Annotated in this window: 19 protein-coding genes; 7 read left to right on the plus strand and 12 right to left on the minus strand. The window is 65.6% G+C overall.

The genetic code is table 11. The features are described from left to right. Positions 1-86 precede the first annotated feature (86 nt). Entirely contained in the window at positions 87-1,685 is a 1,599-nt protein-coding gene (gene serA, locus H0264_RS33085) for a phosphoglycerate dehydrogenase (protein WP_181581185.1), read from the minus strand. A 195-nt stretch (positions 1,686-1,880) separates the two neighbouring features. Here serA and H0264_RS33090 point away from each other — a divergent pair, with 195 nt between their 5' ends. Further along, on the plus strand, positions 1,881-2,972 hold the full coding sequence (locus H0264_RS33090; protein ID WP_220139884.1) for an alkaline phosphatase family protein: 1,092 nt from the start codon (positions 1,881-1,883) through the stop codon (positions 2,970-2,972). Positions 2,973-3,088: 116 nt separating this feature from the next. Here the strand turns inward: H0264_RS33090 and H0264_RS33095 are convergent, their stop codons facing one another. The 6 genes from H0264_RS33095 to H0264_RS33120 all read right to left on the minus strand — a co-directional run bounded on the left by H0264_RS33095 (position 3,089) and on the right by H0264_RS33120 (position 8,436). Next, entirely contained in the window at positions 3,089-3,496 is a 408-nt protein-coding gene (locus H0264_RS33095; protein WP_181581186.1) for a globin domain-containing protein, read from the minus strand. 45 nt (positions 3,497-3,541) lie between these two features. Beyond that, positions 3,542-4,279: a DivIVA domain-containing protein gene (locus H0264_RS33100; RefSeq protein ID WP_181581187.1), complete on the minus strand. Its 738-nt coding sequence runs from the start codon at positions 4,277-4,279 to the stop codon at positions 3,542-3,544. Then, on the minus strand, positions 4,270-5,445 hold the full coding sequence (locus H0264_RS33105) for a globin domain-containing protein (protein WP_181581188.1): 1,176 nt from the start codon (positions 5,443-5,445) through the stop codon (positions 4,270-4,272). The genes H0264_RS33100 and H0264_RS33105 overlap by 10 nt, the downstream gene beginning before the upstream one ends. A gap of 266 nt (positions 5,446-5,711) precedes the next feature. Further along, positions 5,712-5,849 (minus strand): hypothetical protein, encoded by a 138-nt coding sequence (locus H0264_RS33110; RefSeq protein ID WP_181581189.1) that lies wholly within the window; start codon positions 5,847-5,849, stop codon positions 5,712-5,714. Positions 5,850-6,107: 258 nt separating this feature from the next. Next, positions 6,108-6,314 (minus strand): cold-shock protein, encoded by a 207-nt coding sequence (locus H0264_RS33115; protein ID WP_181581190.1) that lies wholly within the window; start codon positions 6,312-6,314, stop codon positions 6,108-6,110. Positions 6,315-6,396: 82 nt separating this feature from the next. Next, positions 6,397-8,436 (minus strand): ATP-binding protein, encoded by a 2,040-nt coding sequence (locus tag H0264_RS33120; RefSeq protein ID WP_181581191.1) that lies wholly within the window; start codon positions 8,434-8,436, stop codon positions 6,397-6,399. A 189-nt stretch (positions 8,437-8,625) separates the two neighbouring features. On the opposite strand from H0264_RS33120, the gene H0264_RS33125 reads away from it, so the two are divergent. Next, positions 8,626-9,276 (plus strand): dihydrofolate reductase family protein, encoded by a 651-nt coding sequence (locus tag H0264_RS33125; protein ID WP_181581192.1) that lies wholly within the window; start codon positions 8,626-8,628, stop codon positions 9,274-9,276. A gap of 157 nt (positions 9,277-9,433) precedes the next feature. Further along, the gene (locus H0264_RS33130; protein WP_244976018.1) at positions 9,434-10,501 is read left to right on the plus strand and encodes an MBL fold metallo-hydrolase; all 1,068 of its coding nucleotides are present in this window, start codon (positions 9,434-9,436) and stop codon (positions 10,499-10,501) included. Here the strand turns inward: H0264_RS33130 and H0264_RS33135 are convergent, their stop codons facing one another. Then, positions 10,502-10,978 carry a winged helix-turn-helix transcriptional regulator gene (locus H0264_RS33135; RefSeq protein WP_181581194.1) on the minus strand — a complete coding sequence of 159 codons (477 nt, stop codon included), beginning with the start codon at positions 10,976-10,978 and terminating at the stop codon, positions 10,502-10,504. Positions 10,979-11,059: 81 nt separating this feature from the next. Between H0264_RS33135 and H0264_RS33140 the strand changes: the two genes are divergently transcribed. Continuing rightward, complete coding sequence (locus H0264_RS33140; protein ID WP_181581195.1) at positions 11,060-11,737, plus strand: nitroreductase; 678 nt, start codon at positions 11,060-11,062, stop codon at positions 11,735-11,737. A gap of 79 nt (positions 11,738-11,816) precedes the next feature. Here H0264_RS33140 and H0264_RS33145 read toward each other — a convergent pair whose 3' ends face one another. Next, entirely contained in the window at positions 11,817-12,449 is a 633-nt protein-coding gene (locus H0264_RS33145) for a TetR/AcrR family transcriptional regulator (RefSeq protein WP_181581196.1), read from the minus strand. Positions 12,450-12,502: 53 nt separating this feature from the next. On the opposite strand from H0264_RS33145, the gene H0264_RS33150 reads away from it, so the two are divergent. Further along, positions 12,503-13,168 carry a class II aldolase/adducin family protein gene (locus H0264_RS33150; RefSeq protein ID WP_181581197.1) on the plus strand — a complete coding sequence of 222 codons (666 nt, stop codon included), beginning with the start codon at positions 12,503-12,505 and terminating at the stop codon, positions 13,166-13,168. Continuing rightward, positions 13,165-14,076 carry a carbohydrate kinase family protein gene (locus tag H0264_RS33155; RefSeq protein WP_181581198.1) on the plus strand — a complete coding sequence of 304 codons (912 nt, stop codon included), beginning with the start codon at positions 13,165-13,167 and terminating at the stop codon, positions 14,074-14,076. The genes H0264_RS33150 and H0264_RS33155 overlap by 4 nt, the downstream gene beginning before the upstream one ends. On the opposite strand, the gene H0264_RS33160 is transcribed toward H0264_RS33155, so the two are convergent. Then, the gene (locus H0264_RS33160) at positions 14,073-14,555 is read right to left on the minus strand and encodes a hypothetical protein (protein WP_181581199.1); all 483 of its coding nucleotides are present in this window, start codon (positions 14,553-14,555) and stop codon (positions 14,073-14,075) included. The two genes, H0264_RS33155 and H0264_RS33160, sit on opposite strands and share 4 nt — an antisense overlap. 141 nt (positions 14,556-14,696) lie before the next feature. Here H0264_RS33160 and H0264_RS33165 point away from each other — a divergent pair, with 141 nt between their 5' ends. Further along, positions 14,697-15,674 (plus strand): NaeI family type II restriction endonuclease, encoded by a 978-nt coding sequence (locus H0264_RS33165; protein ID WP_220139885.1) that lies wholly within the window; start codon positions 14,697-14,699, stop codon positions 15,672-15,674. Between the two features lie 41 nt (positions 15,675-15,715). Here H0264_RS33165 and H0264_RS33170 read toward each other — a convergent pair whose 3' ends face one another. Both H0264_RS33170 and H0264_RS33175 read right to left on the minus strand, forming a co-directional pair. Next, on the minus strand, positions 15,716-17,377 hold the full coding sequence (locus H0264_RS33170) for a DEAD/DEAH box helicase (protein WP_244976019.1): 1,662 nt from the start codon (positions 17,375-17,377) through the stop codon (positions 15,716-15,718). Between the two features lie 173 nt (positions 17,378-17,550). After that, positions 17,551-19,056, minus strand: a complete 1,506-nt coding sequence (locus H0264_RS33175) for a ParB N-terminal domain-containing protein (protein ID WP_244976020.1) — start codon at positions 19,054-19,056, stop codon at positions 17,551-17,553. Between the last annotated feature and the right edge of the window lies 1 nt (position 19,057).

Here is a 19,057-nt window from a genome sequence, read left to right on the forward strand (position 1 = left end):
CAGGCGAATACGCACTGAGCCCCTTCCATCCGGGGATGGAAGGGGCTCAGTGGCAATTACTTTCGGACCGCGTGGGCCCGTCGAGCTCAGCTCAGGTCGACCTGGGCGACCTTGGCGGCGCCGACGGCCTCGGTGATGGCGGCCTGGACCTCGGCGGGGACGTCCTTGTTGACGCGCAGGACGACGGTGGCGCCTTCGGCGTCGAGGTCCTGGGTCAGCTGGGCGGCGAGGATGTCGATGCCGGCGTCGCCGAGCTTGGTGGCGAGGCGGCCGAGCTGGCCGGGCTTGTCCTCGTAGTTGAGGACGGCCAGGTTGAGGCCCTCGGCGCGCATGTCGTAGTTGCGGCCGTTGATGTTGACGATCTTCTCGACCTGGTGCGGCTCGGTCAGGGTGCCCGCGACGTTCAGGGTGCGGCCGTCGCCGAAGACGGCGCGCAGGTCGACCAGGCTGCGGTGGGTGGGGCTCTCGGTCACGGTGGTGACGGTGGCCTCCAGGCCGCGGTCCTTGGCCAGCGCCGGGGCGTTGACGAAGGTGACCGAGTCCTCGACGAGGGCGGAGAAGACGCCGCGCAGGGCCGAAAGCTCCAGCACCGCAACATCTTCCGAGGAGAGCTCGCCGCGCACCTGAACCTCCAGGCTGACCGGCAGCTCGTCGGCGAGGGCACCGAGCAGCGCGCCCTGCTTGCGGACGATCTCCAGCCACGGGGCGACGGTGTCGTTGACCGAGCCGCCGGTGACATTGACCGCGCCCGGCACGAACTCACCGGCGAGGGCGAGCTTCACGGACTTGGCGACATCGGTGCCCGCGCGGTCCTGCGCCTCGGCGGTGGAGGCGCCCAGGTGCGGGGTCACGACGACCTGCGGCAGGTCGAACAGCGGGCTGTCGGTGGACGGTTCGGTCTCGAACACGTCGATGCCGGCGGCGCGCACGTGGCCGGAGGTGATGGCGTCGGCCAGGGCCTGCTCGTCGATCAGACCGCCGCGGGCGGCGTTGACGATGATGACGCCCTTCTTGGTCTTGGCCAGGGTCTCCTTGTTCAGCATGCCCTTGGTCTCAGGAGTCTTGGGCAGGTGAATGGAGATGAAGTCGGCGCGCTCGAGCACCTCGTCCAGGGTGACCAGCTCGATGCCCAGCTGGGCGGCGCGGGCCGGGGAGGTGTAGGGGTCGTACGCGATGATCTTGGTCTCGAAGGCGGCGAGGCGCTGCGCGAACAGCTGGCCGATGCGGCCCAGGCCGATGACGCCGACGGTCTTGCCGAGGATCTCGACACCGTTGAACTTGCTGCGCTGCCAGGTCTTCTCGCGCAGGGTGGCGTCGGCGGCCGGGATCTGACGCGCGGCCGAAAGCAGCAGGGTGACGGCGTGCTCGGCGGCGGTGTGGATATTGGAGGTCGGCGCGTTGACGACCATGACGCCGCGCTCGGTGGCCGCGGGCACGTCGACATTGTCGAGGCCGACGCCGGCGCGGGCGACGATCTTGAGGTTCTTACCGGCCTCGAGCACCTCGGCGTCGACGGTGGTCGCGGAGCGGACCAGCAGCGCGTCGGCTTCCGGCACGGCCGCCAGCAGCTCGGGGCGGTTGGGTCCGTCGACCCAGCGCACCTCGACATCGGAGCCCAGCGCGTCGACGGTCGACTGGGCGAGCTTGTCGGCGATCAGAACAACAGGACGGCCTGCTTGGCTCACGGTGGGGTACTCCTGAGGAAGGGATCCGGGATTTACGGGCGTCAGCTTAGTGGGCGCGAATTCGGCTTGCCTTACCGCCCGGTAGACGGGTGCCCTCACATGGGCGACATGCGGGTTTTCCCACTCAGCGGGACTTTCATGGTCATTCGTCCAAATTTGCCGCGCGGGAGCTCGCGGGCGACTAGGTTGCCGCGCATGCCTCGCACTTCACGGATTCTGGCCGCCGCCGCACTGGCGGCGCTCCCCCTGGCCGCCGCCGCGCCCGCGCCCGCCGCACCCACGGTGAACAAGGTCGTGGTGATCGGGATCGACGGCACGCTGTGGAGCGAGGTGCAGGCGGCGAACGCGCCGAATCTGGGTCTGCTGGCCGCGCAGGGCACCCTGGCCCGGACCTCCATCGCGCCGCACACCACCATGTCGTGCGTGTCCTGGGCGACCGCGCTGACCGGCGTGTGGGATACCAAGCACGGCATCAAGGACAACGACTCCACCTGCAACGCAGCGGCTTTCGCGCCGTATCCGACGGTGTTCACACAGGTGGAGCAGGCGCAACCGGGCCTGTCGACCATGTCCATCGGAACCTGGGACAAGATCGGCATGATCGCGCGGACCGGTAGCCCGAAGGCGGATCGGGTGTCGGTCACCCAGATCGATCCGACCGGCGCGGGCGTGTGTGAGACCACGGCCGACTCCAATGCTGCGGCGCAAGTGGTTTCGGCCATTGCCGACGACGCCCCGGACCTGCTGTTCACCCATCTGGATCAGGTCGACATCACCGGGCACACACTGCGCGGCATCTGGCCGCAGGCGTACCGGGACGCCATCCAGCGCGCGGATGCGCTGGTGGGCAAGATCACTCAGGCGGTCGATGCGCGGGCGCGCGCGCATGCCAACGAGCGCTGGACGATTCTGGTGACCACCGACCACGGCCACAACCCCGAGGGCGGGCACGGCGGCCAGAGCGCCTACGAGACAGCCAGTTTCGTGATCGCACGCGGCGCGGGCTTCGCGGCGGGCGCACAGCACAACGGCTACACCCTCGCCGACGTCACCCCGACCGTCCTGGATCTGCTGGGCGTCGCCGCCCCGGCGAACCTGGACGGGCGGTCGATGCTCGACGGCGGTTCCGGCAACCCTGCCGCTACTCCCCCGAACACCCCGGCCGTCGACTCCGGCGTGACCGGCTCCTCGGCCGGTTCCGCGGAGGCGGCCATGGTCAACAATCCGCTGTGCATCCTGGGCAGCGGCTCCGCGAGCGGGTCGGCGAGCGGCTCATCCGACCGGTAGCGCAGCCGCGTACCACCGGAGCCTGCCAATGAACGGCAGGTCATGACCCGGTGGACACAGCAGTGGGCCTGTCCCGTTTTGCACCCGGGACAGGCCCACTGTCGTTTTCGGCTCCGTCAGACGGTGGCCGGCTCGGCCGCGCCCAGCATGATGTCGGCGACCGCACCGTAGGCCGCGGCCCAGGTACCGGCGAGCTCCTCGGTCCACGCGTCCCCGTGGAAGTGCTCCAGCGTGGCCAGCAGCGAAGCTCCGGCAACCGGGTACTGCTCGGCCACCACGCCATTGGCGGCGTGGTCGCGGCCCAGCCGCTGCACGAACGACGGGTCCGCGGCGAGGGTTTCGACATTGGTGACGATCCGGGCCAGCCCGGTCAGGAAGCGCTTGCGCTGATCGGCCATGTCCTCGGGGAACATGGGCCGCACCGCCGGCGCCGCCTCGAACAGGTGGTTGTAGAAGTACTCGACCGCCTCGGGCCCGACGGCCTCGACGTTCTTCCAGCTGGCCTGCAACAGTTCGATATTCATGTGGTTGACCCCCACTTTCCTTGTGTATCCGTCGACTTCGGGCTGTCAGTTTCGGGATGCGTTGTCGCCCAGGTCGAGCGGTAGCTCGTGCCGGGACGTCGCGCGGGCCGGCTCGGGAAGGGCGGGCACGGTGGTGCCCGTCGCCTCGGGGAGCGCCCAGAGCGCCAGCTTGTCGGCCTCGACCGACAGGGTCTGGCTCATCGCCTGTAGTTGCCCGCGCAGCAGTTCGGAGTAGGCCCGCAGGTGTTCGAGCCGCTGATCGCCGGCATCGTAGGGAGTCGCGTTGACGCCCACCGATTCCCGCGCCATCTGCAGCAGTTCCCGATGCTGGGCGCGGGCGACCGCCATGAGGTCGCGGGCGTGCGCCTCGGCCTGCTCGATAATGGAGTCGGCCGCGAGCTGGGCGCGGTTGAGCACGTCCACCGACTGCGCGCTGATGCCCTGCGCGTCCTTCTCCAATTCGCCCTGCAGCCTTGCGATCTCCCAGTTGGCGGTGGCCAGCTGCTGCTGCAGTTCGGCCATGTCGCCGGCGGAGATCATCGTGTGCATCTGCATCTGCAGGGCCTCGGACTTGGCCAGCAGCTGCATGTTCTCCCGTTGCAGCCGAGCCAGTTCCGGTGCGTTGCTGGTGAGGGTGAGCTGCCGGTTCTCCCGGGTCAGCTTGGTCATGGCGGCGCGGACCTGTTCGAGGAAGCGGTCCACGTCCTCGGCGTCGTAGCCCTTGCGGCCGAGCCGTGCGCCCTTGAACCGCACGGATCGCAGGTCTTCGGGTTTCACATCCATTGGGCCACCTTGTCCCCACTGCGCTGCTCGGCGGTCCCCGCTGGGTGGTGCGACTGGCCGAATGTCTCGAATCTGATGGCGTGCCTGGGCAATCCGGCATTGGACAGCGCGGACACGCCGGCGGACACCATGGCCGGGGAGCCGCACACCAGGGCGGTGCAGCCGGCCAGGTCCCGACCGCGGGCGGCGACCGCGCCCACCGCGCCGTGCACGCCCTGGAAGCTCGGATCCTCCGACACGACGGGCGTGTAGCTGAACCACGGGCGTTCGGTCAGCGCCGAAAGCGCTTCGTGGTCATAGAGATTCCATGCGGTGCGGACACCGTGGAAGAGCTGGACGCGCGGCGCGTGCCCGGTGTCGCGATAGTTCTGGTCGATGCGATCGACGACCGCGCGCAGCGGCGCGAGCCCGGATCCGCCCGCGACCAGCAGCAGGTTCTCGACCGCGTCCGGCGGGATATTGAACGCCGTGCCGACCGGGGAGCCGAGGCGGATCTGATCGCCGGGCCGCACCTGGCGGGCGAAGGTCGCGCTGACCTCGCCGCCGTCCACGACCTGCACGTGCAGTTCGAAGGTGCCGTCGGGCCGGGGCGCATTGGCGGGCGAGTAGTACCGCCACAGCCGCGGCCGCTGCGGGATCTCCACCGCCAGCGACTGCCCGGCTTGGTACTCGTAGGACTGCTGCGGCCGGACGGTGTGCACGGTGACGTCGACGCTGCGGCGTTCGGTGGCGACGATCTCCGCGTCCCACCAGGCCGGGGTGTGTTCGGCCGCGCTCGCGGCGGCGGTCATGATGTCGGCGACCGCGAAGTACGCGGCGGTCCAGGTCTGCGCGAGCTCGTCGGTCCAGCGCGGGCCGAGAAAGTGCGCGAGGGTGGCCAGCAGGGAGCCGCCGGCGGCCGGGTAGTGGTCGGCGATGACGCCGAAGCGGCGATGATCGCGGCCGAGCTGGGCGACGAACTCCGGATCGTCGGCCAGCGTGGTCACATTGCTGACGATGCGGCCGAGCGCGGAGAAGAACTTGGCGCGTTGCGCGGTCATCCGGATGGGGAACATGTCCCGCACTTCCGGGTGCGCGAGGAACAGGTGCGCGTAGAAGTACTGCGTGGCCTCGTCACCGGCCCGTTCCACGTAGCGCCAGCTGCTCTGCAGCGCGTCGATGTTCACATCACAACTCCACATCCTCCGGACTTGGACAACCGTCCGAGCAGTGGCCAACCTAGATCATGTTGTGAGGTCTGTCTAAACGAAGAAGCACACCGCGAATGGGGCTAACTTTCAGTTATCTGACGCGATTGAGAGCCAGGCCACATTTGTGCATGGAGTCGGCAAAATCCGCCCTTGACGGGCGTATTTGCACAACGAAAAAGCCGCCCTCGGAGCTACGGAGTCCGAAGGCGGCTTTCGAGTCGATTACCTCGACGTCAGTCAGCTCACTTGCCGAAGGAGCCGGTCGACAGGGTGTCGAGCAGACCGGTCAGCGCGGCCGAGCCGGTGTTGACGACGCCGTCGAAAGCGGCGGAACCGGTGGCGAGGGCGACATTGATGGCGTCGATGATGACGTTGATCATGGGGTTTTAACCTCTTCTTCGAATTCCCAATTGAACTTTCAGACGCCGAGCATATCGGGGCGCATTTCGAGCTCGTTACGAGGGATTACACGATTGTGAGGTGGGCAACATTGTGTAACACGCCGTGATCCGGTTCCTATGGGTGGCGAATTCCCGCCTATAACGTGCAGATCTCGCCCCTATTTTCAGGGGCACGGCCATAGCGGCAAGTCGCTGTCATCGCAGGTGAGCGGCTATTCCCCTAAAGCACAGTGGAATTCAGCCGATTACGCGGACGGAAACCGCTTCGGGACCCGGCTTCGTCCGGCGCACTTCGAATTCCACGCGCTGCCCCTCGGCGAGCGTGCGGAATCCATCGCAGTCGACAGCGGTGTACTCCACGAACACATCCGGTCCCCCGCCATCGGGCCGGATGAAGCCGAAGCCTTTCTCGGTGTCGAACCACTTCACAATGCCGTGAACCATTACCTGTGCCTTCTCGAATGCGCGGATGCGGCTGCGCCCCCGCGCGCCGCGGACCCATGGTGGCACAGGCGCTGCGGTGTGGTCACCCGGCCTGGGCGGCGCTCGGCGGCTCGTCTTCCGCGCCGCGCATGGCGTAGACGCGTTCGAGGAAGTCGCGGTGTGCGCGCAGGGTGGCGTCGAGCAGTTCCCGCCAGGTGCGGCGGTCCACGCGGCCGTCACTGCTCAGCGAGGACAGCGAGGCCGGCCCCAGCCGGTCGATGTGGTCGACGATGAATGTGAGCCGCCGGCGCGGGAATTGGGCGCCGATGCGCGGGTTCTCCTCCAGGAAGCGGTCGAGCTCGTAGAGGTAGTTGACGGCGCGGTTGTACTCCTCGTCGGTGAGGTGATAGTCCATGCGCTTGATCTCGACGATCCACAGTTCCCCGGAGTCGTGCAGCAGCACGAAGTCGGGTTCGCGCTTGGGGCTTCCGATGGCGGAGGTCTGAATGGGTGTGCCGAATCGCTGTGCGTACCAACGCTCGAAGCTGGCGCGGACGCGTTTGAGGGACTCGTTCATGCCCAGCGGCGTCCACTCCGGGGCGAGCAGCCAGGGCGCGCTTTCGATGAGCTCCTGGAAGGGGCGTTCCAGGGAGCGCCGGTCGTCGATGAGGGCGCGCAGGCGGTCCACGACGGCGACGCGTTCGCTGGCGATCTGTCCGAGGGAGTAGATCTCGGCGATGCGGGCGCGCTCGAACAGGCCCACCACCACATCGAGCTGCGGATCGGCGTCCTCAGCGATCTCCTTGAGGGTCTCCAGCAGGCTGCGCTGCGGGCCGAGCGAAAGCGCCAGCCGCAGCATGTTTTCCACGTGTGCCGGGTCGTCCATGGCGGCTCGGTCCTTGTTGGCCACCAGGATTCGCGCCGCATCGAGCACGGAGTCGCGGAACATCCTGTCCCCCGGTGCGATCGATTCGAGGGTCTCGTGGATGCGGGAGCGTTCCACGAACTCCTCCCAGACGCGGCGGCGAATGGACTTCTCGCCGAGCCTGCCGATTTCACGAATCAGCGCCTGCCCCCACTGGGCGAGGGCCTCGCCGCGCGGCGAGTTCCAGATGATGTCCTGCCGATCGGAGCGGACCAGATCCTCCTCGTCGTCGAGCCAGTCCACATGGATGGCTCCGACCAGATAGGAACGCAGCTTGAACTCTCCGGTGAATCCGGAGGAGATGCCGAAATCCCGGGTCTGCGCGATGATTTTGCCGCGCGCGTAGATCCGCACCCCCGCCATCGCTTCGTCACGGTACGGCTGCTTGGAGTAGGCGATCCACCCGCTCAGCGGCAGGTACTGCCGTCCGAAGCGGACCGGCACGCGGGACACGTCGATCCGGGTCTCCTCCATGACATCGATCGGCAGGTCGCTCAGCGTGAAGGCGTCGTTGCCGATCGAATTGCGCACCTCCACCCGCCAATCCGAGCGTTCGATGCCGAATCTGGCCGCCAGCTGCCGATTCAACTCGTGCCCGGTGTTGACCCGCTTGCGGAAGAAGTTCCGCATGATGACGGTGGTGCCGCGCCGGGCGGTGAAGGTCCCGTCCAGCGCACCGGTTCTCGGGTAGTAGTCGCGTTCGGTGTCGGAGAGCATATCGTCGAGATCCAGCACCAGATGCGCGACCGGCCACCCCAGCGGGGTGCGATCCTCGGGTCCGCTGCCCGCGCTGATCACCTCGATGGTGCGGCAGATGCCGAAGGCGGCCAGTTTCCCGATTCCCTTGCGCCCCATGACCGGTCGCCGTCGCTCGCGCGACAGATCCGACCCGGTGCGCACCCGCCGATCCGATCCGACCATCAGATAGTGCCGGTTGATCTCCTCGGCCGTCATGCCGTGACCATTGTCGGAGACGACGATCTCGTGTGGCGTCTCGTCGGCGGACCGCACCGTCCCCGCGAGCGTGACATTCCACGGCAGCGACACCTGCACCTCGGTGGCGTCGGCATCGTAGGAGTTGGCAATGAGTTCGGCCAGCACCGCCGAAACCCGGTCGTAGAGCCGGATACCCAGCTTATCGATGGCAAGCCGGCTGATCCGCATCGTGTACTTGTGGTCTTCGCATTCCTGCGCGGCCGCATGCACGCCTTTGTACATGGTGGGCCCCCAATCGTCCGCCCGGCAGCCTTCGTTCGGCTACCCCTTGCTTCGATGCAACGCCGCTCAGCTAACAGGACGCTGACTATTTGCCCACCGGTTCATCACAATTCCACCGATGAATATCGGACGGGTCCGCCGTCATGTTTGCGAGACTGCGATACAGCGACGAGCCGGAAGGTCCACCCCATGCCGAAATTGCGCGCCCACAACCTGTCCATCTCCCTGGACGGTTACCTCGCCGGACCCAATCAGGGACCGGAGCATCCGCTCGGAATCGGCGCAATGCCATTGCACGAGTGGATCTTCGAGACCGACTTCGGGCGCGACATGATGGGCGAGCCGGTGACCGGCGCGGGCGGCCTCGACCAGCGGTATGCCGCCGCCGGTGAGGTGAACATCGGCGCAACCATCATGGGGCGCAATATGTTCGGGCCGATCCGCGGCGAGTGGCCGGACTACTCGTGGACCGGCTGGTGGGGTCCGAATCCGCCGTACCACCACGAGGTTTTCGTCCTGACGCACTATCCGCGGCCGTCGCTCGACATGGAGGGCGGCACCGTTTTCCATTTCGTGGACGACACTCCGGAGACGGTATTGAAGAGCGCGTTCGAAGCGGCGGGCGGAAAGGATGTGCGCCTCGGCGGCGGCGCGGCCACCGTGCGGCAGTTCCTGCGCGCGGGATTGGTGGATGAACTGCATCTGGCGCAGGTGCCGATCCTGCTGGGCGCGGGCGAGCGGCTGTTCGAGAATCTCGGCGCATTGCCCGGCCTCGAGTGTACTCGGATGGAATCCTCCGACCGGGTCACGCACCTGACGTTCACTCGCGTCACGGCCTGACCGCCGGGCGTTCTCGGACTGCCGTGGCGGTACCCGCGCAGCGCCGGGCCGTGCGGGCATTGTGCGCCGGCCCGATGACAGGCTCCCGGTGCGCGGGCAGAATGCGGAACTGCGGGCAAGGGTGCCCGCCTCGCGAAGGTAAGGGGACCACACCGTGGTGAACAGCCGGATTTCCTGGAGTGGTGTGCGCGACCGGTTCGCCACGCGGCCCCTCCCGGCGCCCACGCTCGACGACACCATCGCCGCCCGGCAGCGCTTCTTCGGTGCGGAGGCGGTGGATCCCCGCTCCGGCGCGGTGCGCGCGGATCGGGTGCTGATCGCCTGGTTCGGTTGTGCGAGTTTCGCTGTCGCCGTGGGCGGCACGGTAATCCTGCTCGACGCGTGGGTGCCGCGCGGCCTGCACTCCGGCTACGTCCCCACCACGCCCGCCGAGGTCGCCGCGCTGCGCCCCGCCGCCATCTTCATCGGCCACGGGCATTTCGACCACGCCGGCGACGCCGGGCCGATCGCCCAGGCGAGCGGCGCGGTGCTGTACGGCACCGCCGAGCACTGTGCCACCGCACGCGAACAGGTCGGCGGCACAGCATCATTCGAGTGTCATGAACTGGGTTCGGCCGCCTCGAAGCCCGGTGACCGCTACGACTTCGAGCTCACGCCCGGCCTGTCCGTCACCGCGATCCGGCACATCCATTCCGCGCCCACCGCGAAGGACGCCGGCCCCGATGCCTCCGACCCGGTCAGGCCAACCCCGTGCCCCTGCGACATCCGTACGCACCCACCGACTCTCACCGATGCCGGTCATCTCGCGCGCCGTCTGCGCGATCCGGAGGGCGGTGTGCTGCTCTACCAATTCCGCCTCGGTGACTTCGTGCTCACCTGGCACGATTCCTCCGGCCCTTTGATCGACAAGGCGCCGGATGTGCTGAATATCCTTCGCGCCCTGCCTCGTTCGGATGTGCACATCGGAGCGATCCAGGGCTTCAACCAGTTTCGCAATGGTCTGCGCGACCCGCGTCACTACATCGAGGCGCTACGCCCGAAGGTGTTCGTGCCCAACCATCACGACAATTGGTTCCCGGTGTTCACCGCGCGCGGCACGGCGCTGCGCACACCGTTGCACGACGAACTGCGGCGCATCCCGGAGGCGGAGCGCCCCGAAATCCGCATGCTGCTCGACCCTTCCGACTACATCGGCGCGGGCTGCCTCAGTTTCGATCCGGCTTGATCACTGCTCGACAGCGCCATCACCGGTGTGCGCGATCAGGCCCGGTCCCGGCTCGGGTGCGACATCCCGCGCGGTGAGTTCCTTTCCGCAGTGGTCGCATTCGAGCCGGGTGTGCGCCTCCCCCGCGCAGTCGCGGTGCGCATACCGCAGCGGCGGCCCATCCGGCGCCATGTAGGCGTCCCCCCAATCCCGGAATGCCATGAGGATCGGATAGACGGCAATCCCCTTCTCCGTCAGCCGATATTCCTCGTGCGCCCCCGTCGCGGCCGGTCGTTTGACGAGAATCTCGTGCTCGACCAGTCGATCGAGCCGATCCTGCAGCCGCCCCTTGGAGATTCCCAGATACGCCTGGAACCCGTTGAACCGCCGCACCCCCGCGAATGCGGCCTTGAGGATCAGCAGCGTCCACCGATCCCCGAACACCACCAGCGACCGCGTGATCGAACACGGCTCGTCGGCCAATTCCCCGTAGCGCATCTTCCAATCCTACCGATTCGGTCCTAATATGAGACCGAACACGCACGGTCTCAAAACGAGACCACTTCCCGAGGGGGCCTCATGACCAGCCACTACACCGCACTCGAGGCGCTACTGGCCGACCGCTACACCTGCCGAACATTCCGCCCCGACGCGGTCCCGCAGGAAACGATCGAATCGATGCTCCGGCTGGCCCAGCGCACCCCGTCCTGGTGCAACACCCAACCCTGGCACCTGACGGTCACCGCCGACCCCGCCGCCACCGCCCGCTTCCGCAAAGCCCTGCTGTCCCACATCGAAGGCACGGCCGCCGACCCCGACATCCCCTTCCCCGCCGCCTACACCGGCATCTACCGCGACCGCCGAAAGGAATGCGGCGCAGCCCTTTACACCGCGGTCGGCGTCCCGAAGGGCGACCACGCCGGCTCCCTCCGCCAAATGCTCCGCAACTTCGAACTCTTCGACGCCCCGCACGTGGCCATCCTCACCACCGAGGCCGACCTGGGCACCTACGGCGCGGTCGACTGCGGCCTCTACCTGCAGTCCTTCCTCCTGTCAGCCCAAAGCCTGGGCGTAGCAACAGCTCCCCAAGCAGCGCTGGCCACCTACTCCCCCTTCCTCCACGACCACTTCGCCATCCCCGCGAATCGCCAAGTGGTAGCGGGCATCTCCTTCGGCTACCCCGACAGCGCCCACCCCTCCAACAGCTTCCGCACCACCCGCGCCCCACTCGACGAGGCCATCACCTGGGCAAGCTGAACCCGGCCTGGGTGCACACTTTCGACCTCGAATCTGCCAAATGGCAGAACTGTCGTCGATTGTGTGCAGTCAGGCCGGATCACCCCCGCCGCCCCAACTCCCCCAGATATCCCCGCACAGCAGCCGTCAACTCCCGCAGCACCCCCGGATCCCCCTCCGAATCCCCCCGAAACGCCTCCTGCATCAGCGCGTCAGCCATGACGTGCGCACTCCAACAGGCGTCCGCCAACCAATCCCGTTCCGGCAGCAGCCCTTGCGCCAGAATGAGCCGCCGCAGCCCCTCCGCCATCCGCTGCTTGTGCGCCCGATCCGCAGCCTGCGTGGCCTCCGTCCACTGCCGCCCGAACCACAGCGCCCGAAACCCGGGTTCCCGCCGATAGATCTCCGCGAAGGTCTCGACGAGCGTCCCCGCCGGATCCTCCCAATGCTGTTGCCCCGCACTCTCGATCAACTCCTCCAGCACCCCCTCGATCCGCTCGAGGTAGGCCACCGCCAGCGCCTCCAACACCGCTTCCTTATCCGGCAGGTACTGATACAGCGACCCCACCGACACCCCCGCCGCCATGGCAAGCCGAATCATGCTGAGCTCCCCCACCCCGTGCTCCGCGATCATCCGATCCGCCACGCGAAGCACATGCGCCAGCCGCTCCCGACTCCGAGCCTGCCGCGGCACCCGCCGCAACATCCCCTCCGGGACACCCAACTCCGCCATCCCACTCCCGTTTCCGAATGTGAATCCGATTCAGATTTAGTACATTACCCACCATGCCGACCACTCAGGAAGCGCGAGCAGCCGTCGCCACCGCGTCCCGCCGCCTCGCCGACGCCGGCCTACTGATCGGCACCGCGGGCAATGTGAGTGTTCAGGTGGGCGACCTGATAGCGGTAACGGCCACCGGAACCACCCTGGCCACAACCACTCCCGCCGAGGTCACCGTGGTCGACCTGTCCGGGTCAGTGGTGTCCGGCGACCTCGCCCCCACCTCCGAACTCCAGTTGCACCTGGGCATCTACCGCGAGTTCTCCACCGGCGCGGTGGTCCACACCCATGCCCCCAAATCCACTGCCATCGGCCTGGTGCTGGACGAACTCCCGGTCCTCCACTACCAGCAGCTGCTCCTGGGCGGTTCCACTCCCGTCGTTCCCTTCCACCCCTTCGGCACCCAACAGTTGGCCGACGCGGTCCGCACCGCCCTCCCCGGCAAGCAGGCCGCCCTCCTCGCCAACCACGGCGCGATAACCCACGGCGCAACCCTCGACCAAGCCGTCGAGAACGCCCTCCTCCTGGAATGGGCCTGCACCCTGTACCTCGACGCCGCGATTGTCGGCGCCCCGCGCCCCCTCACCCCCGTCCAACAACAAGCAGTCCTGGAAGTAGCCCTCCGAACCGGCTACGGCACCCCCAAACCCCTTGGCAAGGAACCGAAATGAACATCATCTGCCTAGGCGTCCACGTCCTCGACATCCTCGTCCACCCGGTCTCCGAAATCCCCGAAGGCCAGCAAACCGCCTTCGTGGAAAACATCCGCATCACCCCCGCCGGCACCGCGGCAGGCACAGCCGTGGTCCTGGCCAAACTGGGCGCAACCGTCCGCACCGCAGGCGCGGTAGGCACCGACTCGAACGGCGATTTCCTTCTCTCCCTGCTGAACCGAGCCGGCATCGACACCTCCCTGGTGGTCCGCAAACCCGACCACCCCACCTCCACCACAGTCCTCCCCATCCGCCCCAACGGCGACCGCCCCACCCTCCACCTGTTGGGCGCCAACCCCTTCTACTCCCTCGACGACGTCGACTGGGATGCGATAGCGACGGCCGACTACCTCCACCTGGGCGGCCCCGAGCTCCTCGGCGCCGACAACGCGGCCCGAATCCTCCGCCACGCCAAGGAATCCGGCGCCATCACCTCCGCCGACCTCCTGGCCCCAGGCTCCCTCGGTTCCCTGGATGCAATAGCCCCCGCCCTCCCCTACATCGACTACTTCCTCCCCAACGAGGAACAAGCCCTGGGCTTCACCAAAACCACCGACCTCTTGGCCGCCTGCCACATCCTCCACTCCGCGGGCGCTGGCACCCTGGCCGTAACCCGAGGCGCCGAGGGTTCACTCCTTTTCTCCGCCAACGAAATCCAAGAATTCCCCGCCCTGGAAACCAAGGTGGTGGACACCACCGGCTGCGGCGACGCCTTCACCGCCGGATTCCTCCGAGCCATAAGCCTGAACCGCTCACTCCCCGAAGCAATCCAACTAGCCACCGCCACAGCATCATTGGTAGCCCAGGGCCTAGGCACCGACCACGGCAACTACACCCTCGCCACCGCCGACCAACTCACCAACTAACCATTACCCGGCGAATCCCGAGGAAAGAGGTGGTCGAACCCGACCGCGAACGTCCGCTCCTCGGGATCAACCATCACGTCGAACCGCTCCCCCACCACCTGCAACGGATCCCGTGCCCCCACTTCACATTCCGCCTCGAACGCATCGAACCCACCCCCACTGATCCGCACGATCAACTCAACCTTCCGCTCCTCTTCCCCACCCCCGCGAACCCTCTTCACCGCCACGATCTCAGCAGTGCCCCGCACCCCCACCGCATCGAACCGTCGAGCGGAAGCCCGCCATTCAAAGGCAGAGAATGCCAGCGCGATTCCCAACGGGAACGTGAAAACCCCAGCACACAGCGCATCACCCAAAGACTCCCCGAAGGCACCGGACACCGGCCCGACAAGCATCATCGCCGCCGCAAGAAGGTACGTGAAACCCCCACCAACCGGCCCGATCAGCTGAACCTGCCGCGGCCCGGATTCTCTCGCCATCCTCGCACCCTAAACGCCTGACGGCTTCGATGCTCAGCTCAGCCCCGCGGGCGTAACCACGATCATCGGTCCTTGCCGACAACCGCCCAGTCGGGTTTAGTGGATATGTCCGGCTTGGTACGTACGGGATCGGGGAACGCCGTGGAGCAGCTGAGCCTTTCGCTTGACTCTGCACGACAGGGACTGCCAACCAGCCCTGATATCGAACTTGAGCACGTTGCCGCAGCGATCCGAGCGCTCGATCCTGATGGAAGCAGATTCGCAACCGTTCTCCGCAACACCATCGATCAGCTGCTTGATGGCGAGAACACGGGGCGCTACGACTGGAAAGACCTCATGAAGACGGAGAAGACTCACGCGGGCACTCTCGTTGAGATAAATCTCCAGCGAGCGTTCAAGTTTGGTGATGGCATCGACATGGACTACTCCATCGCGGGAATCGATGTCGACGCCAAGTACTCACAGAAGTTCGGCGGGTGGATGATTCCACCGGAAGCCAAGAACCATTTGTGTTTGCTCGTATGGGCAGATGACTACAAGAGCATCTGGAGCGCGGGCCTGATCCGTATCGGCGAGAGCATTCTCAACACGGGAGGTAACAGAGATAGCAAAGCGACCATCAGGGCTGATGCACGTAAACGCATCACCTGGCTCTGGCACAATTGCGAACTGCCCGAAAACGTACTGCTTCATATCGACCCCCTCACCCGGAGCAGGATCTTCCTCCCCGCAGATGGCCAGCAGCGAGTCAATGAGCTGTTCCGCTCGGTCCACGGTCGCAGGGTCGGCCGCGGTGTTGTTCGCACTGTGGCTCGGCAGTCCGACTACATGGCACGAGTGCGAGAAGGCAAAGGGCGGGCACGGACTGTCCTCAGAGACGAGGGGATCATTATTCTCGGCGGGTTTAGGGCCCACCAAAAACTTGCCCTCGACCTCGGAGGACCAGTTCCGAGACCCGGTGAATTTGTGGCACACCCGGTGATGCGAGCACGCCCCGAGCACAAGAACCGGCCTCGCGCCGAGATCGCGGGCGAGCTATGGGTTGTTGCCGAACCTGGCGAGACCCGGGACAAACCAGCCCCAGTAGTGCAGAATCCGCAGCGCACACACAAGACCTGAGTTGGCTCCGCACCCGCTGTTAAGCAAGCTCGGAGAGATGACTACACAGCCGCAGAAGGCTCAAGATGCCGCAGTAACGCCCGGACATCCGCCACGTCCATTCCGGCGCCCGCCGCGGGTTCCTCTTGCAGATCGGCGAGTTGCTGGACATCGGGATCATCAAGGATCCGGCCCATGAACTCGAGCTTTTCCTCCAGCCGCACCCGAACCACTTCGTCGATCGTTTTACGGGTGGCGAGGATCGTTACCCGCGTTTCGGTGCCGGGAGCCAGACCGAGGCGATGAATGCGGTCCAAGCTCTGCAAGAACCGCCCAGCCATGAAGTCACGATCCACATAGACAGCGTCGTGGCATACCTGGTGGAGGCTGATGCCCTCCCCAAGGGTGGCCGGGTTAGAGATAAGAACATGACAGTCCGGGTCTTCACGGAACCGGCGTAACTGCTCCTCCCGATCGGCTGTACCGCCAAAGACAACGGCTGGGCCGTAACCTTCGAGCAGCTTCTCGATAGTCCTGAGACTACGAACGAAGGTCGTCCACACGAGCGTCTTCCGGCCCTGGGACGCGTTGTCGGCCACGATCTTCAGGGTCTCTTGGTACTTCGGCGAGAGCTCGTAGCTTGGAAGGCTCCGTAACAGGTCGTACAGAGAGTCGCCGGGCGATGGATCGAGCGGAGGCAGCTGGTATTCGAGCGGCTCGTACGGGCTTGAGCCTTCCAACAGCAGCGCGGGGCTCGTTGCAGCCATCAGCAGGCGCAGCATGGCTCGTCCGAGGGCTTCAATGCTGGACCGGGAACCTTCTGCCCGAGTTGAGAAATTGCCCTTCAGCGCCTCGTAGATCTCTGCATGGATCGGCGGCATATCAAGATAGCGGACCTTGGGTTCGAACGGGGGGAGACCTAGTTCACGCTTCGTCGTCCGTGTAAAGAGCGGTCGGAGCACCGAACTGGCATAGGCAAGGTCGCCACCACCCACAGCCTCAGTGACAACCCGCTTGCCATGCCCAGGCCAAACGAACGACAAGAGGCTCTCGAGGTCCTTTGCACCATTCGGTGCAGGCGTACCAGTAAGGATGAGGCGGCGATTCGCCAGAGGTCCGAGCGCCAGACAGGCGGCACCGTATGTGCCGCTTGCCCCTAGCTTCATCCGGTGTGCCTCATCCAAGATGATCATCGACGGTGCCGACCGCAGCCAGGTTGCCAGGCTGTTCAGCGATCGATCCAGCCTCTCGTAGTTCACAATGCGCAAGTCCGCGAGCGGATCCTCCAACCGGCCGCTCACCGCAACACGCAGCGGTTCTTTGAAGCAGAATGCGCTTTCGAATTCCCAGGATTCGTAAGCGGATTTTGGCCCAACAACCAAGAGTCGCTGCGCCTCACCGCGTTCGCGCATCGCAGCGTAGACAGCAAGTGCGACACGAGTTTTGCCGGCACCTGGAACACTGAAGTTGGCACCGTGACGCAGCGAGAGCAACCGAGCGACATCACGACGCTGAAACGACGTCAGATCGGCGGCCCAATCCGGTCCGAGCAAGTCAATCACGTCATCAGGCTGAACCGCATCGGCAGCGCCACCCACGGGCGCCTCTTGCAAGTTCCGCTCAACGGTCTCGGAGTCATCGAGCACGCCGTTGACGAGTGCCATGAGGTCGTCGTCCCAATCGACCCCCTCATGCGGCCAGGTAGCGAGCTCACTGAGGTTCATGAGGAAATCGTCGAGGTCGACCTCGGCTGATACGGGGCCCCGCTGCCCGCGAGTGGCTATGCGCGCCGTCAGCTGCGCGAATTCCCTCTGATAAGCCGACTGAGTACGGAGTTCCACACGGGTTCGTGTGACATCAAATCCCAGCCGAAGCGAAGACTCGGTCTCTGAGGTTGTCATGTCTGCGGGATCTCCAGCTCTGCCGCAGCGATCAACCAGTTCAGGCCACCGCCAGGAAGGTCGATGCTTCGCTGCGCCTCGATCGACAGTTTGGACAGCACCGCGTGCAGCTGCTCGAGGGCATCGTCGAAGGCTCCTTCATCGAGACTCGAGTTTCCACGGGACATCACCAGATCCGTGATGGACTGCTCGAGATCCTTGCAGGCGTCCATGATTCGATCCGGGGCAGCCAAGCGCTTTTTCCGAAGCCGGGCTTCACGACCTGCGGTGTCGATAGCTTCGTTGAACGCTTCTCGAATGGAGAGCACAACGGCTGCCGCATCAGCTTGTTCGGCCGGCGTGGCCCTGTCCCCAACAGCCTCCACCGCCTTGGCTTTGAGCAGTGTATCCGTAACACGTTGCGCTGCAGCAACATTCGCACCGGCAGCTTTGACCGACCGATTCAGTCCAGGAATGGCTACCGTCGACGGAGCGACATCGTCTACCACTTTGTGCTCGTCAGGCAGAACCTTCGCGAGGTAGCGGCTGTGGAAATCGGGCTCGATCCAGCGGACATCCGTCTTGGCGAAATCGAGCACGATCGCTGCGAGTCGTGCCTCCTTCAGCAGCTCAGCCCTTTCCTTGCTCTTCCCCTTCTCCTTGTCGTAGGCGCGGTAGAGCTCAGCCAGCTTCTCCTGGGAGCGCTCGAGATCCATGAGGCGCAACGCCTTCCCATCAGGGGACTCACTGCGGCGAATCAGATCCCGCAGCTGAGCGAGCACCCAGAGATCACGTTCAACGGACATCGTCGTGGTATGGAATGCCTTGGCAATGACAGTCAAGTCACGCTTGAGCTCATTACGCTGTTCTTCGATAGCGAGCAGCCGGTTGATATAGGAGTAGTCGCGGCGCTTGTCCGGCCGAAGCTGCAGAGACAGCTCGACGTCGTTGATGTCCTCCCACGTGCAGGAAGCCGGCAGAACTCCTACACGAATACTGTTGGTTGTGTTGAGCTCTCGCAGTGCCGCACACCGGGTATTCCCATTGACCAGAATACCGTCGCGGGTGATCAAACCCGGCTCGTTCTGTTTGTGCTCCGCGAGGCTCTTTTTCAGGTCCTCGAACGCAGGATCGCGATGATCGGGTTCGGATGGGCGAATCGTCAGCAGATGACGCAGATAGTCCTGACTCTCCGCACTCCACGGATTCTGCTTCGCAAGCTCGTCACGCTGCGGGTCGAGACTCCGCTGCGCACGGATACGGTGGGTCCCGGGATTGAAGTACAACGAGTTCAAGGGCATGTCGATGACCTGGATGTGGAGTGGCGCTCCACGCCATTCCACCGTCAGAGTCTCAGCTACGCCACCCTTTTCTCGCTGCTCTTGGAGGCGCTCCTCTACGACAGCTCGAGTAGAAGCGGCATTCGGCGGCGTCCCGTAATCCGTGAACATGTATGGATTCTCCTCAAAAACAGGGAAGTAGTCGACCGGCGCAGTATCGGCACGGTTGCGTGCAGGATCCACG

Source organism: Nocardia huaxiensis, from assembly GCF_013744875.1.
Taxonomy (GTDB): Bacteria; Actinomycetota; Actinomycetes; order Mycobacteriales; family Mycobacteriaceae; genus Nocardia; species Nocardia huaxiensis.

Coding starts and splice junctions, on each gene's coding strand:
- H0264_RS33120 (WP_181581191.1), bottom strand. CDS start 8,436: ATGTACAAAGGCGTGCATGCGGCCGCGCAGGAATGCGAAGACCACAAG.
- H0264_RS33090 (WP_220139884.1), top strand. CDS start 1,881: ATGCCTCGCACTTCACGGATTCTGGCCGCCGCCGCACTGGCGGCGCTC.
- H0264_RS33170 (WP_244976019.1), bottom strand. CDS start 17,377: ATGAACCTCAGTGAGCTCGCTACCTGGCCGCATGAGGGGGTCGATTGG.
- H0264_RS33145 (WP_181581196.1), bottom strand. CDS start 12,449: ATGGCGGAGTTGGGTGTCCCGGAGGGGATGTTGCGGCGGGTGCCGCGG.
- H0264_RS33160 (WP_181581199.1), bottom strand. CDS start 14,555: ATGGCGAGAGAATCCGGGCCGCGGCAGGTTCAGCTGATCGGGCCGGTT.
- H0264_RS33140 (WP_181581195.1), top strand. CDS start 11,060: ATGACCAGCCACTACACCGCACTCGAGGCGCTACTGGCCGACCGCTAC.
- H0264_RS33110 (WP_181581189.1), bottom strand. CDS start 5,849: ATGATCAACGTCATCATCGACGCCATCAATGTCGCCCTCGCCACCGGT.
- H0264_RS33135 (WP_181581194.1), bottom strand. CDS start 10,978: ATGCGCTACGGGGAATTGGCCGACGAGCCGTGTTCGATCACGCGGTCG.
- H0264_RS33150 (WP_181581197.1), top strand. CDS start 12,503: ATGCCGACCACTCAGGAAGCGCGAGCAGCCGTCGCCACCGCGTCCCGC.
- H0264_RS33155 (WP_181581198.1), top strand. CDS start 13,165: ATGAACATCATCTGCCTAGGCGTCCACGTCCTCGACATCCTCGTCCAC.
- H0264_RS33125 (WP_181581192.1), top strand. CDS start 8,626: ATGCCGAAATTGCGCGCCCACAACCTGTCCATCTCCCTGGACGGTTAC.
- H0264_RS33115 (WP_181581190.1), bottom strand. CDS start 6,314: ATGGTTCACGGCATTGTGAAGTGGTTCGACACCGAGAAAGGCTTCGGC.
- H0264_RS33100 (WP_181581187.1), bottom strand. CDS start 4,279: ATGGATGTGAAACCCGAAGACCTGCGATCCGTGCGGTTCAAGGGCGCA.
- H0264_RS33095 (WP_181581186.1), bottom strand. CDS start 3,496: ATGAATATCGAACTGTTGCAGGCCAGCTGGAAGAACGTCGAGGCCGTC.